At 68.7% G+C, this 12,868-nt stretch carries 14 protein-coding genes and 1 other RNA gene; 5 read left to right on the plus strand and 10 right to left on the minus strand.

Annotated elements, in window-relative coordinates:
• Positions 1-13: 13 nt before the first annotated feature.
• Positions 14-787: a photosystem II biogenesis protein Psp29 gene (psb29, locus tag CJZ80_RS02425; RefSeq protein ID WP_198948205.1), complete on the plus strand. Its 774-nt coding sequence runs from the start codon at positions 14-16 to the stop codon at positions 785-787.
• 25 nt (positions 788-812) lie between these two features.
• On the opposite strand, the gene CJZ80_RS02430 is transcribed toward psb29, so the two are convergent.
• From CJZ80_RS02430 to petN, 4 genes are all read right to left on the minus strand, one after another.
• On the minus strand, positions 813-2,240 hold the full coding sequence (locus CJZ80_RS02430; protein ID WP_094510509.1) for a hypothetical protein: 1,428 nt from the start codon (positions 2,238-2,240) through the stop codon (positions 813-815).
• Between the two features lie 62 nt (positions 2,241-2,302).
• Entirely contained in the window at positions 2,303-3,550 is a 1,248-nt protein-coding gene (locus CJZ80_RS02435; RefSeq protein ID WP_094510510.1) for a CofH family radical SAM protein, read from the minus strand.
• Positions 3,547-3,696, minus strand: coding sequence for a hypothetical protein (locus CJZ80_RS15415; RefSeq protein WP_198948206.1), 150 nt, complete (start codon positions 3,694-3,696; stop codon positions 3,547-3,549). The genes CJZ80_RS02435 and CJZ80_RS15415 overlap by 4 nt, the downstream gene beginning before the upstream one ends.
• 24 nt (positions 3,697-3,720) lie before the next feature.
• Positions 3,721-3,822 carry a cytochrome b6-f complex subunit PetN gene (gene petN / locus CJZ80_RS02440; RefSeq protein WP_094510511.1) on the minus strand — a complete coding sequence of 34 codons (102 nt, stop codon included), beginning with the start codon at positions 3,820-3,822 and terminating at the stop codon, positions 3,721-3,723.
• A gap of 75 nt (positions 3,823-3,897) precedes the next feature.
• On the opposite strand from petN, the gene clpS reads away from it, so the two are divergent.
• Positions 3,898-4,263: an ATP-dependent Clp protease adapter ClpS gene (gene clpS / locus CJZ80_RS02445; protein ID WP_094510757.1), complete on the plus strand. Its 366-nt coding sequence runs from the start codon at positions 3,898-3,900 to the stop codon at positions 4,261-4,263.
• Between the two features lie 5 nt (positions 4,264-4,268).
• Here clpS and CJZ80_RS02450 read toward each other — a convergent pair whose 3' ends face one another.
• Entirely contained in the window at positions 4,269-4,484 is a 216-nt protein-coding gene (locus CJZ80_RS02450) for a hypothetical protein (RefSeq protein WP_094510512.1), read from the minus strand.
• A 68-nt stretch (positions 4,485-4,552) separates the two neighbouring features.
• On the opposite strand from CJZ80_RS02450, the gene CJZ80_RS02455 reads away from it, so the two are divergent.
• Complete coding sequence (locus tag CJZ80_RS02455; protein ID WP_094510513.1) at positions 4,553-4,831, plus strand: DUF2103 domain-containing protein; 279 nt, start codon at positions 4,553-4,555, stop codon at positions 4,829-4,831.
• A 123-nt stretch (positions 4,832-4,954) separates the two neighbouring features.
• Here the strand turns inward: CJZ80_RS02455 and ssrS are convergent.
• The 3 genes from ssrS to CJZ80_RS02470 all read right to left on the minus strand — a co-directional run bounded on the left by ssrS (position 4,955) and on the right by CJZ80_RS02470 (position 7,406).
• A non-coding RNA gene (gene ssrS, locus CJZ80_RS02460) (6S RNA) lies at positions 4,955-5,137 on the minus strand.
• A gap of 15 nt (positions 5,138-5,152) precedes the next feature.
• A complete protein-coding gene (locus tag CJZ80_RS02465; RefSeq protein WP_094510514.1) occupies positions 5,153-6,415 on the minus strand; it encodes a 5-(carboxyamino)imidazole ribonucleotide synthase in 1,263 nt (420 codons plus the stop codon).
• Between the two features lie 76 nt (positions 6,416-6,491).
• Positions 6,492-7,406: a carbohydrate ABC transporter permease gene (locus CJZ80_RS02470; protein ID WP_094510515.1), complete on the minus strand. Its 915-nt coding sequence runs from the start codon at positions 7,404-7,406 to the stop codon at positions 6,492-6,494.
• A 111-nt stretch (positions 7,407-7,517) separates the two neighbouring features.
• Here CJZ80_RS02470 and recQ point away from each other — a divergent pair, with 111 nt between their 5' ends.
• Both recQ and aroB read left to right on the plus strand, forming a co-directional pair.
• Positions 7,518-9,398, plus strand: a complete 1,881-nt coding sequence (gene recQ, locus CJZ80_RS02475) for a DNA helicase RecQ (RefSeq protein WP_233132744.1) — start codon at positions 7,518-7,520, stop codon at positions 9,396-9,398.
• Positions 9,399-9,521: 123 nt separating this feature from the next.
• On the plus strand, positions 9,522-10,634 hold the full coding sequence (aroB, locus tag CJZ80_RS02480) for a 3-dehydroquinate synthase (protein WP_094510759.1): 1,113 nt from the start codon (positions 9,522-9,524) through the stop codon (positions 10,632-10,634).
• A gap of 31 nt (positions 10,635-10,665) precedes the next feature.
• Here aroB and CJZ80_RS02485 read toward each other — a convergent pair whose 3' ends face one another.
• Positions 10,666-11,013: a hypothetical protein gene (locus CJZ80_RS02485; protein WP_094510516.1), complete on the minus strand. Its 348-nt coding sequence runs from the start codon at positions 11,011-11,013 to the stop codon at positions 10,666-10,668.
• 50 nt (positions 11,014-11,063) lie between these two features.
• Complete coding sequence (locus tag CJZ80_RS02490) at positions 11,064-12,638, minus strand: serine hydrolase (protein WP_233132745.1); 1,575 nt, start codon at positions 12,636-12,638, stop codon at positions 11,064-11,066.
• Between the last annotated feature and the right edge of the window lie 230 nt (positions 12,639-12,868).

Raw genomic sequence — 12,868 nt, forward strand, 5'->3', positions numbered from 1 at the left:
CAGGAGAATCAGTGTGGGCGCCTGCCTCACCGTCGCTGACAGCAAGCGTTCGTTCCATCGTGCGTTTCCCCATGTGATCGCGCCCCTCTACCGGCGCATGGTGGACGAACTGCTGGTGGAGCTGCATCTGCTAAGCCGCCAGAAGGGCTTTCAGATCGATCCGCTGTTCGCGGTCGGCCTGACCCAGGTGTTCGACAGCTTCGCCCGTGGCTATCGGCCTGAAGCGCAGAGGGAACCGCTGTTCCAGGCCCTGTGCGCGGCCTGCGGCTATGAGGCCGATCATTTCCGCCGCCTGCGCAATGAGGCAGTGGCGGCCGTGGGCCAGCACAGCGTCGAAGACGTGCGCCGCTGGATCACCGAGCAGGGCACCGGTGCTCCTGAGCCGATCGCTGGTGTTCTCCAGGCGGTGAAGCGCCCGGACTTCCACTATTCGCGTCTGCTTGCCGTCGGGCTGCTCAGCCTGCTGCAAAAGGCCAAAGGGGCTGACGCTGTGGAGCCCCAAGCCCTGCGCCAGGCCGCCCACGACACCGGCGAAGCGATGGGTCTGCTCAAGGATCGTGTCGACAAGGACCTCAGCCTGTATGTGTCCAACCTCGAGAAGATGGCCCAGGCCGTTGAGCTGATGGAGGAAACGGTGGCGGCTGAGCGGCGGCGGCGTGAGCGCCAGAGCCTTGGCGCTACCTCTGAAGCTCCTGCCGCGGAGCCCGGTGTGGCTGTGGCCTCCGGCTCCGCTGACATCGCCGCAGGTCCTGAAGCGGGCAGCGGCACCGCAGCTCCCAGCGCCTGAAGCTGGCTTGCCCTGGGGCTGACCCTCAGGGCCTTGGCGGTGACTCCACCGGTGCGGCGCCCGGTGCAGCGTCAAGGGTGAGAGAGCCTGCCAACAAGGCCTGGGCCTGACCACTACTGCTTCCTTTCGCGACAGCTGGCCAACGGGCTACGAGCTCTAACTGGTCAGATTGCTGCAGCACCGGAGGCAGAGCCGGGGGCAGCAGTCCCAACGCGGCCAGCGCCTGGGGTCTTGCACGCAGCCGCAGGGTCTGCGGAAGTGTGGCCACTGCAGGAGTGAGCTCGATCTTCGGCAGCGGCGGCGCCGGCACGGGTGGCGGCAACGAGCCCAGAAACAGGGACAGCAGCGGCGGGGCGCCGGCGGTCGGCTGGATCCAGCGCCATCCCCCCACCACGGTGCCGTCCTGGCGCAGCCACACGCCCGTGGGCAAGGGAGGGGCCGGGTTGGCAGCAGCTTCACCAGCACGCTCCGCTGCTGACGGCAGCTGCTCCACCAGCCCCTGTTGCTTGAGCACCTCACGCAACTGGGCCAGCCACTGGATCCACTCCTGCCGTTGCTTGCCCACCTGCAGTTGCAGGTCGAGGGACGCCTGGAAGGCCCCCGCCGGCTGGGGGCTCAGCCGCAACCGGAACGGGCTGCCGCCTAACCGCCGCAGCAGGGTTTCCTGCAGTCCATACCGATCCACCAGCGGCTGGCGGATCAACTGACGGCTGAGCAGGCCTTCGAACAGCAGATCCAGGCGATCCCCCTCCACGTCGAGCAGCAGTGTTGCGGGCAGGGGCTGACGCGACGGCACGGCCGGCAGCTCAGCCAGCTCTGCCGCAGCTGCGGCCTTGCCGGATCCTGTGGCTTCCCCCCGCCAGGTGAGGCCCGTGGCATCTCCCGCCAGCACCAGGCAACCCTGTTGAAAACGGCCCAGCAGCGGCGCCAGGGCTCCGGTCAGCTGGCTGACAGCCGTGCCCGTCCAGGCGACCGTCTGGGCGGAACGCAGCTGGTCCACGCAGCGCTTCTCCATTCCCTTGGGCGGGCGAGCCGTGCGGCTCAGCTGCTGCTGCAGCTGCTGCCGGGAGAGGGGATCCGCGGCAATCACCAGCAGATCGTCAAGGCGAAAGCTGTTGGCGGGAAGTGCACGCTCGGGCAGTCCCTCGAAGCCCCTGCCACTGATCGCCAGCAGGGTGCCCCCATCACCGCTCTCTCCCCACAGCTGCCACCACTGCCCCTGCTGCCGTGCCCACAGCCGCGCGGCCAGTGGCTGCGACAGCCGCTCCTGCCAGAGTGCGGGCACGGGGCGAGCGGGCGCAGCGGCAAAGCTCTGAATCAGGGCAGCGACGGGGACCAGCCGCTCTAGGCCCGCGGCATTGGAGCGGGGGAACCGCTGCAGCTGAAGCGCCGGCAGCAGCAGCAGCACGATCACGCCGCTTGTGACCGGCAGCAGCGAGCGCCAACGAGGCATCCTGGGAGTGGGCAGACCTGGCCGGGGGAGCGGAGGCAGACGCCAGCGAGGGAAGGTGAGGCTCATGCGGGCAATGCCTCAGCCGCGACAGGGCCGTACAGGGTGGTGCGCTGCCGGACCGGGCGGCCCAGACCCAGGGCGGCGCTGCTCAGCTCCTGGGGGCTGCGGCTCGTGCCGCCAGTGGCGCCGGCCATGGTGGTGATGTGTTCTTCCATCAAGGTGCCGCCGATGTCGTTGCAACCCCAACGCAGGGCCTCGGTGGCCCCATCAAGGCCCAGCTTCACCCAGCTGGGCTGATGGTTCACCAACCAGCGCCCCAGCAGCAGGCGGGCCTGGGCGGTGAGTGTGAGCATGGCGGAGCGATCGGGCTGGTCGCGGCCCACCCGGCGCCGCAGGGGCTCAGGCGCGGCGGCGCCGATGAACGGCAGCAGCACAAACTCGGAGAAGCCCGGCACCCCTGCCTGCCAGGCCCGCTGCTGCAGCGCCACCAACGTGAACCAGTGGGCCACACGATCGGCGGCCGCTTCGATGTGACCCGTCATCATCGTGGCGGTGCTGGCCAGACCGTGGCGCTGCACCTGCAGCACCACCGCGCACCAGGCGCGCGCCGACAACTTTTCGGGGCACAGCTGCCGACGCACCCGCTCACTCAGCACCTCGGCGGCGGTGCCGGGCACCGAGCCCAGACCGGCTTCCCGCAAGCGTTGAATCACGGTGTCGAGCGGGCAATCGTCCTGCTCGGCGATGAAGAGCAGCTCCTGAGGCGAGAAGGCATGCAGATGGATCCCCGGGGCGGCTTCCAGCAAGGCTCCAAGCAGCGCCTCGTAGTAGCGCAGGGCGCTGCCCGCCTCGCGGGCCATCGGGTTGAGGCCGCCCTGCAGACACAGCTCAGTGGCGCCCCACGCCTGAGCGGCGCGGGCTTTCTCCTGCAGCAACGCAAAGCCATGCCAGAACGCCCCCTCGGCGCCGGCATCCCGGCGAAAGGCACAGAACCCACAGTGCTTCACGCAGTGGTTCGTGAAGTTGAGATTGCGGTTGATCACGTAGGTGACCGTTTCTCCCGCCAGTTGCCTGCGCAGCGTGTCAGCGCCGTGCTGCAGGGCTGCCGCAGGATGGTCGCCGCCGCAGAGTGCCAGGGCAGCGCCAGGATCGGGGAGCTGCTCCTCGTCAGAGGCCAGGCTGGCGATCAGCTCGTCCGTGGGGACTGAGCTCCATCGATCGGCAGCAGAGTGTGGGGGAGGCGGCACCAGAGCGTCACCCGCTTCGCGCCAGGCCCACGGCGCGATGGGCCTGAGCGGGTCGAGGGTCATCGACGCGGGTTGGCGGCGCGCTGACGGCGGCGGCGATCCCGCCACTCGACGGTGGACAGGTAAACGACGCCTCCACTCACGAACACAAGCAGCACAGAGGCCACGACCGCCAGAGCGTTCGTGAGGGTGAAGGCTGTTTCAGGCATCAGTTGCGCCGAACGGGGCTCAGATCAGAAGTTGATGCTGCCGTCGCCGTTGCGGCCCCACACCACCATGGCGATCGAGAAGCTGAAGAGGGCGGCGAGCGAGGACCAACCCAGGGTGATCAGCATGGCGTGGACACGGCTTTGACTCGGCGCACTTTACCTAAGCTGCTGCCTTGCCGGTATTGGCCGGTCGCGATGGCCATGGTTCGTCTTTTCTTCGCCACGCCAGGGGCAGGGGTGTCTGCCAACCCATGGGCCGGGTCTGCCCCTTGGAACGTTGCTCCTGGCAAAGCCGCCACGGTGCTGGAGCCTGTGCGCCTGCAGCAGCCCTATCCCAACTTCAAGGTGGTGGTGCTCGACGACGACGTGAACACCTATCAGCACGTGGTGGCCTGCCTGCTGACCTACATCCCCGGCATGCAGCCGGACCACGCCTGGGCCCTGGCCAAGCGGATCGACACCGAAGGCTCGGCGGTGGTGTGGTGTGGTCCGCAGGAGCAGGCGGAGCTGTACCACCAGCAACTCGCCGCCGAAGGGCTCACCATGGCGCCCCTGGAGCGGGCATGACCGGCTCAGGCCAGATCACGCGTCAGCGAGGAGAGTTCCAGCAGATTGCGCGTGCGCACAGAGCCGGTGCAGGCATCGAGCACGAAGCTCATCACGCGCCCGGGGCATACGGCCAATCCACGGATTCTGTGCCCCTGGGCCACATCGGCCTTCACCACCTGAACGGCTTCACCCTGGTGCGAACTGAGCTGACGGGCGATGGCGGCGCGTGTCTGATGCACGGAATGCCCTCCGAACTGTCATCGTTTTAACAGTTCCTGCGACCGTTTCTCATGAAGGACACCGTTTGATGGGTCGCGTGGTGATCACCCACAGCACCTACATCGAGGGTCTGATTCCGGTGTTGCGGCGGCTGGCGGCCGGCGATGGCGTCGACACGGTGACCCCGGCGGTGATCACCCGCGTGAAAGGCCGCAGTCCAGTGCTGCGCTTGAAGGTGTCCGCACCGATCCGAGGTGGCTTCAAGCTGCTGGCGCGCAAGGGCACCACCGCCCAGGAGGTGTTCGTGGTGACCACCCTGGAGAAGGAGGCGCTGCAGTCGAGGTTGGATGGCCTCACTGAGGCTTGATGGACAGCAAGAGGTGTGGTGGGGGGGTTGCGCCGGTTTGCTGGACGGATCCAGGCGGCGGCGAGGCAGTGATCCGGCCCGCATGAACGCCGCAGCAACGGCCGGGGAGCTTGAGAGAGAAAAGGGTGAACCGCCGTGCCGTCTTGCCCCAGATTTCGACCTGGAAGAACCAGAGGGGCAGGCAAAGCGGGGCTTCGTTTCCAGCAGCAAGGCCGGCATACGTCACCGTCGCGACAGACCACCCACGTCGAAGAAGGAGTCAGATCAGAAAACTGTGAAAGGCAGTCACCAACACAGCAGTTCGACCACACCCTAAGGCTTTTACTCGGGAGGCAGCGGCCAGATCGCACGCACCTGATCGAGGCGATCCATGGCCTCCTGCAGCCGCTGTTCCGGTTGCTGCTCACTCAGCAGCACGGTGACGTGGCCCAGCTTGCGGCTCGGACTCGACTCCCGTTTTCCGTACCAATGCACGCTGGCGCCGGGCAGGTCGGCCAGGGCTCGGCGCTGCTCCTCGTAGGACGACTCGGCAGTTTCAAAGCCCAGCAGGTTCACCATCAGGGCGCCCGGCACCTTCAGGGCCGTGTCACCGAGGTCGAGACCCTGCACGATGCGCACCTGCTGCTCGAACTGGCTGGTGGCGGTGGCCTCGATCGTGTAGTGGCCGGAATTGTGGGTGCGGGGTGCCAGTTCGTTCACCTGGAGCCCGGCTGAACCGTAGAAGAACTCCACCGACAGAACTCCGGCGTAATCGAGCGCCGTGAGCAGGGAAGCCGCCACGTTCCGGGCGCGCGCCTGCACCGCATGGCTCACAGGGGCGGGGGCGAGCACCCAGTCGCAGACGCGGTTGTGCTGGTGGGTCTGCACCAGCGGGAAGGTGCGTACATTGCCGTCGCGATCCCGGCAGGCCACCAGGGCGAGTTCCTGCTCGAATGTCACGAACTCCTCCAGCAACCACTGCTCAGGCGGCACACGCTCCAGCAGTGCGGCCAGTTCCTCGTCGTCGTGGATGCAGGCGGTGCCGCGGCCGTCGTAGCCGCCGGTGGCGGCCTTGGCCATCAGGGGAAAGCTGAAGCCCTCCGGCAGATGGGGGGCGGCAGGTTCGGGCGGGTTGGCAGGCTGAAGGATGACCGGCTGCCAGCCCCCCGCGGCGGGCCCGCCCTCTGGCTGTGGCAGCGGACCAGGAGCCAGCCCCGCAGGAGGCGCCAGCACCGCTTCGAGCGGAATCCAGCGGGGCGAGGCCAGCTGCAAGCGGCCGAGCAGTTCCCGCTGGCTGCGCTTCGACACCAGCGGCTGCAGCGCCTGCAGCCGCGGCAGGAACACCACACCCTCTGCTTCCAGCGCTGCCAGGGCGTCGAGGTTGAGCCATTCGTTCTCGAAGCTGATCGCCTGGCACAGGGCAGCCAGGGCCCGGGTGCCGGCCAGGTCATCGATGGGCGCGAGAACCACGCTGGTGGCCAGGGCTGCGGCCGGGTCGGTGGCCAGGGGCGTCTGGACGTGAAGCTCGACGCCCAGCCGCCGCGCCGCTTCCGCCAGCATCAGGGCCAGTTGGCCGCCCCCCACCACGCCGATGCTGCCGCTCATGGTTGCTGCCCCTGATGGTGGTCCGCCGGGGCGGCCGAGCAAGCGTGCAGCCTGACATCCACCGCGTCCATCGGGCTCAGGTGAGGCTGCGGTCGCCGGCCAGCAGGTAGCGCAGCAGCGAGAAGACCAGCACGATCAGGAACAGGGCCAGGCCCACGGTGCAGGCATAGCTGATCTCCAGTTCCGAGAAGGCCTGGTCATAGACGTAATAGACGAGGGTGCGGGTGGAATCGGCCGGCCCCCCCTGGGTCATCAGGAACACCTCTTCGAACACCTTGGTGGCCGCGATCGCCGAGATCACCGCCACCAGGGTGATGTAAGGGCGCAGCAGGGGCAGGGTGATATCCAGATGGCTGCGCCAGCCTTCGCTGCCATCCAGTGCCGCCGCTTCGTAGAGCTCCGGCGAGATGCCCTGCAGACCGGCCAGGAAGATCACCATGTAATAACCCAGTCCCTTCCACAGGGTGACGAGCATCACCGCCGGCAAGGCCAGCAACGGGCTGGTGAGAAAACCGATCGGTTCGAACGTGCCGCCCAGCAGCGCTGCCAACCAGCCGTTGATCAGGCCGTTTTCGGCGTACAGCCAGCGAAAGGCGATCGCCGCCACCACGATCGACACCAGCACGGGGGTGTAGAAGGCGGCCCTGAACCAGTGGATGCCGGGCAGGCTGCGGTTCACGAGCACCGCCAGGGCCAGCGAGCCGAACACGATCGGCGGCACCACACCCACCAGATAGAGAAAAGTGGTGCCCAGCACCTGAAAGAACACCGGGTCGGTGAGCAGGCGGCGGATGTTGGCGAGGCCCACGAACCGCAGCGGTTCGCTCATGTCCAGGCCGGTGGCGGTGAAGCTGATCACCAGAGCCATCGCCGCCGGCACAAGCACGGACACCGCCAGCAGCAGCAGCGCCGGCGCCAGGAAGCCCCAGGGGGTGAGGCGACGACCAAGGAGCGAAGGCGTGGGCGAGGGCGTGACCGGGGCTGTGGACATTGCCGTTCCCGTGGGCGTGGCCAGAGCCGGGGCCGCAGCAGGGGCCGGGCGCGGTACGGATGGGCCGTTCATGGCGCCATTGTGGGAGATCAGCGCGCAGGGGCCACCGCCTTGGGACACCCGCAGCCGAGCGTGTCGCCGCAGGGCCCCTTGCAGCCCGGAGCTTCAGCGCAGGGCGTGCTGCGCGAGGTGTTCGGCTACGAGGCCTTCCGCGGCCCGCAGCAGGCGATCGTGGAGCACGTGATCGACGGTGGCTCGGCGCTGGTGCTGATGCCCACCGGCGGCGGGAAATCGCTCTGCTATCAGATCCCGGCACTGTTCCGCCCTGGGTTGGCGGTGGTGATCTCGCCACTCATCGCCTTGATGCAGGACCAGGTGGAAGCCCTGCGGCAATCGGGCGTGCGGGCGGCGGCGCTGCATTCGGCGCTCGCGCCGGAGGAGAGCAGCGCCATCTGGCGCGCTTTCCAGGCCCAGGACCTGGATCTCTTGTATGTGTCGCCGGAGCGGCTGCTGGCCGGCGACCTGCTCGATCGGCTGGCGGAGCGACCGCTGGCGCTGTTCGCCATTGATGAGGCCCATTGCGTGTCGCAGTGGGGGCACGATTTCCGGCCGGACTACCTGCAGCTGGTGGAGCTGGCGACCCGCTTTCCCCAGGTGCCACGGCTGGCGCTCACCGCCACCGCCGACCCGCGCACCCGCGACGAGATCGTGGCGCGGCTGGCGCTGGAGCAGGGCCGTGTCTTCACGGCCAGCTTCGATCGCCCCAACATCCGCTACCTGCTGCGTGACAAGGACGAGGCCAAGGCCCAGCTGCTGGCCTTCCTCGAGGCGCATCGCGGCGATGCTGGCATTGTCTATGCCCGCTCCCGCGCCCGGGTGGACCGCTTCGCCGCGGACCTGCGCGCCGCTGGTCATGACGCCATCGCCTATCACGCGGGAATGGAGGCGCCGCAGCGCAGCGCCGCACTCAGCCGCTTCCGCCGGGACAGCGGGGTGATCGTGGTGGCCACGATCGCCTTCGGCATGGGCATCGACAAGCCGGATGTGCGCTTTGTGGCCCATGTCGATCTGCCCAAGAGCCTGGAGGCCTACTACCAGGAAACCGGCCGGGCTGGCCGGGACGGGCTGCCGGCCACCGCCTGGATGGTGCACGGCGACGGTGATGTGCCGCAGCTGCGGCGCTTCATCGACGACTCCGAGGCCGAGCCGGCCCAGAAACGGATCGAGCACGGAAAACTGGACGCCCTGATCGGCTTCACAGAAGCGCCCGGCTGCCGCCGTCAGGTGCTGCTGGCGCACTTCGGCGAAACGCTGGAGCAGCCCTGCGGCAATTGCGACCGCTGCCTGGAGCCCCAGGAGCGGACCGATGTGACGATCCCGGCCCAGAAAGCCCTCTCGGCGGTATATCGCACCGGGCAGCGGTTCGGCGCCGCCCACGTGGTGGATGTGCTGCTGGGGGCCGACACAGCGCGCCTACGGGCCCTGGGGCACCACGAACTGAGTGTGTACGGCATCGGCAAGGAACTGGACCGGGGCCAGTGGCGCACCCTGCTGCGGCAGCTCACCGCCGCCGGGCTGCTGGAGCCGGTGCCCGATGGACACGGGGGGCTGCGCTGGGGGGCCGAGGCGCAGGTGCGGCCGCTGCTGCGTGGCGAACAGCGGCTGGAGCTGCCGCTGCCACCACCGCGCCAGGAGCGGCGCTCGCGGGCACGCAGCGGCGCGCTGAGCGGGGCCGCAGGCGCTGCCGGGGCTGGGGCCGACGGGCAGGGCGCCGATCTCGAGCTGCTGCAACGGCTCAAGGACTGGCGGCGGGAACAGGCGCGTGAGCAGGCGGTGCCTCCCTATGTGGTGTTCCATGACCGGACGCTGGTGGAGTTGGCCGCGCGGCGGCCGCTCCAGAGCGCGGAACTGGCGGCGATCAGCGGCATCGGCGCTGCCAAGCTGGAGCGCTATGGCAGCGCCTTGCTGAGCCTGCTCAACAGCGACAGCTGAGCCGGCCGCAGGTAGCCGCGCCTTACCTTCAGCACGATCAGACCCCCCTCCGTTCGAAGGGTCTCCGCAATGACCTCCAGCCAGCCCACCAGCTCCCGATCCGACCGCACCCCAGGCCCTGGAGTGGTGGCGGGGTCGCCGTTGCGCACGATCGAGGTGGCGCTGGCCAGCAATCCCTACACGGTGCGGATCGGTGAAGGGGCGCTGGAGGCGCTGGGCGGTCTGCTGGAGGAACGGGGCTGCGCGGCCGGCACCCAGGTGCTGCTGGTCACCAATCCTGAGGTGGATCACCACTACGGCGCCCGGGTACTGGCCAGCCTGCAGCGGCACGGCTTCCACACCACCCGGCTGGTGATCGCCGCGGGGGAAGAGCAGAAGACCCTCGCCACCGTGTCCCAGATCCACGACGCGGCCTACGCGCAGCGACTGGAGCGGCGATCCCTGGTGGTGGCGCTGGGCGGCGGTGTGGTGGGCGACATGGCGGGTTTCGCCGCCGCCACCTGGCTGCGCGGCATCCCCGTGGTGCAGGTGCCCACCACCCTGCTGGCGATGGTGGATGCGGCGATCGGCGGCAAGACTGGCGTGAACCACCCCGGCGGCAAGAACCTGATCGGCGCCTTTCACCAGCCGGAGCTGGTGCTGGTGGATCCCGCCACGCTCACCACGTTGCCGGAGCGGGAGTTCCGCGCCGGCATGGCGGAGGTGATCAAATACGGCGTGATCGGTGACCCGATCCTGTTCGCCGATCTGGAGTCGGCGGCGGATCTTTCCAGCCTCGAGGCGATCGGCCCGGCCCGCCTGCAGCGGCTGCTGCAGCGCTCGGCTGCCGCCAAGGCCCGGGTGGTGGCAGCTGATGAACGGGAGGGCGGCCTGCGGGCGATCCTCAACTACGGCCACACCCTCGGCCACGTGGTGGAAACGCTCTGCGGCTACGGCACCGTGATCCACGGCGAAGCGGTGGCGATGGGGATGGAGGCCGTCGGTCAGCTGGCTTTGGCGATGGGCCTGTGGAAAGCCGCCGACCAGGAACGCCAGCGGGCGGTGATCGCCAAGGCCGGCCTGCCGCTGGTTCTGCCGCCGCTGGACGTGGAGGCGGCGATGCAGACCCTGCAGAGCGACAAGAAGGTGAACCAGGGGCAGCTGCGCTTCGTGCTGCCCACCGGCATCGGCCATGTGGTGATCCGCAACGACGTGGATCCGGCCCTGATCCGCCAGCTGCTGGCCGGCTCGCTCTGAGCGGCGACCGCGACGCCGCAGCCCCCTGGGCTCAGGCGCTAGTTGGTGAGCTGTGCGGTTCGCCGGCCTGCGCCAGCAGCATCCGCACCATCAGTGAGAGCGTCTGGCGGTTGCCGCCCGCGGAACGCCAGGCCTCCAGCCACACCTGCAGCGGTGCGGATTCGTTGCTGCTGCCCGTTCCGTTGCCGCTGGTGCCGGCGCCATTCGCAGCGGCAGGTTCTGCCGACAGGCGCGCCAGGAAGGCGGCGGCATCGTCGAGGCAGGAGGTTCCCTTGCCGAAGCCATCGAGCCGGGGATCAAGGGCCGCCAGCAGGGTTTCCAGCTGCTGGCGGTTCAGCGGCGGCAGCTGGGGCGCACCATCGTGGCCATCATTGAACAAGGGAATGCCGTGAAACGCTGACCAAGCATCGCGGCAAAGCTGTCAAAACGTCACGGTTTCTGGCGAATGAACAGCCCCAGCCCGTTGCGATCGAGGTTTCCGACCCACACGGTCGTGGGCATTCCGCCGGCCCCGGCCTGAAACGTGACCGCCGCAGGGCCAAAGGCGTTTTCGCCGCGGGGTTGGTAGGAGAAGGTGTTGCCGCTCACCGGCGTGAGCGGGAAGCGCTGCGGCTCCGGGCCGATCAGCAGCTCAAGGCCGTCGGCCCCGCGGCGGATGTCGAGCAGCCCGAAGTAGTCGTTCTCGTAGCGGCCCACGTAGCGCTCCAGGGGCAGCGGCGGCACGACGACAGCGGGGGCCACCACGGCGGGGTAGTCCTGCTGGCTCATGCTCTTGAAGATGCCCTGCAGCAAGGGGAGGTAGTCACGGCTGATCTCCCCTTCCACCGCCAGATCCAGAAAGCTGAGCGCCACCGCTTCCGGCAGGCCCACTGGTTGGCCGTTGGTGAGCACCACGATGCCGAGCTTTTCGGCAGGCAGCAGATACACAGCCGTGGCGGCACCAAGGAAGAAGGCACCGGAGTGGGAGAGCTGCACCAGCCCTGCTCCGTGCTTGCCCACATTCCAGCCGAGCCCATAGAGCCCGGCCGCATCGGTGGCTGGATCCGCCGGTGGGGTGCTGATCACCTGCGGGCGATGGGTTTCGGCCAGGGCAGCGGCCTGCAGCACGGGCTTGCCGGCAAAGCGGCCGCCGTTGAGCTGCAAGCGCAACCAGCTGCCCATGTCCCGCGCTGACGCGCTCACCCCGCCAGCGGGAGATTCCGCATCGGCATCGCGATCGAAGCGCGCCACCCAGCCCTGTGCGGTGGGCACGTGCAGGCGGGCACGGTTGGCGTCGGCGATCAACGCGGCATGGCTGGAGGTGGTGCGCGTCATGCCCAGGGGCTTGTAGAGCCGCTCGCGCGAGATCGCCTCCCAGCTGCTGCCACCGGCACGGGCAGCCGCCTCTGCCGCGGCGGTGAAGCCGAAGTTGGTGTAGGCGTAGTGGGCCCGGAAACGGTTGTTGGTGGGCAGGAAACGCAGCCGGGACAGGATCGTGTTGCGATCGAAGCCGAGATCCTCCAGGTCGTCGCCGGCATGATCAGGCAGACCGCTGCGGTGCGAGAGCAGATCGCGCAGGGTCACATCTGGCGCGGTGCCGGCCGGACCGATGCGGGCCTCAGGCAGGGTGCGCAGCACCGGATCGTCCCAGCCCACCACCCCATCTCCCACCAGGGCCGCCACCACGGTGCTGGCCACCGGCTTGGAGAGGGAGGCCAGCTGGAACATCGTGTCGGGATCGACCGTTCCTGCCTGCCCCGCCTTGCGCACGCCGTAGCCACGCAGAAACACCAGTTGATCGTTGTGCACCACCGCGATCGCCATGCCCGGCACGCCGGTGCGGCGCTGCATGGAGGTGGCGAGGCCATCGAGGCGTGCCAGGGCGGCAGCGAGGGATTGTGGGGTGACCCGCTGGGCCGCTGCCGCCGCCCGTGCAGCTGGAGCCGCGGCGAAGCCGGTGGCGAGGCTGGCGGCCAGCAGGCCGGCAACCATCAGCAGGCGGGGGAGGCGGGAAGTGACCGGCACCGGGGCTTTGGCAGTACGGCCGGAAGCTAAGGCCGCTGCACAGATCCGCCCGCCACTGAACGGGGATGGTCATGCCCTGCGCCGGCGCGATGCCAGCAAGCGGGCATACTTGTCAAGGACCAGCATTTCACGGTGGTGGTGCCTTCGGGCAGGGGTCTCGGGTGGTGGTTCACCTGAGACCTTTCCATTGGCAAGGTCTGCGGATGGCCTGTCCTGAGCCAGTGCGGCTG

The organism is Synechococcus sp. MW101C3 (assembly GCF_002252635.1).
Lineage (GTDB): Bacteria > Cyanobacteriota > Cyanobacteriia > PCC-6307 > Cyanobiaceae > MW101C3.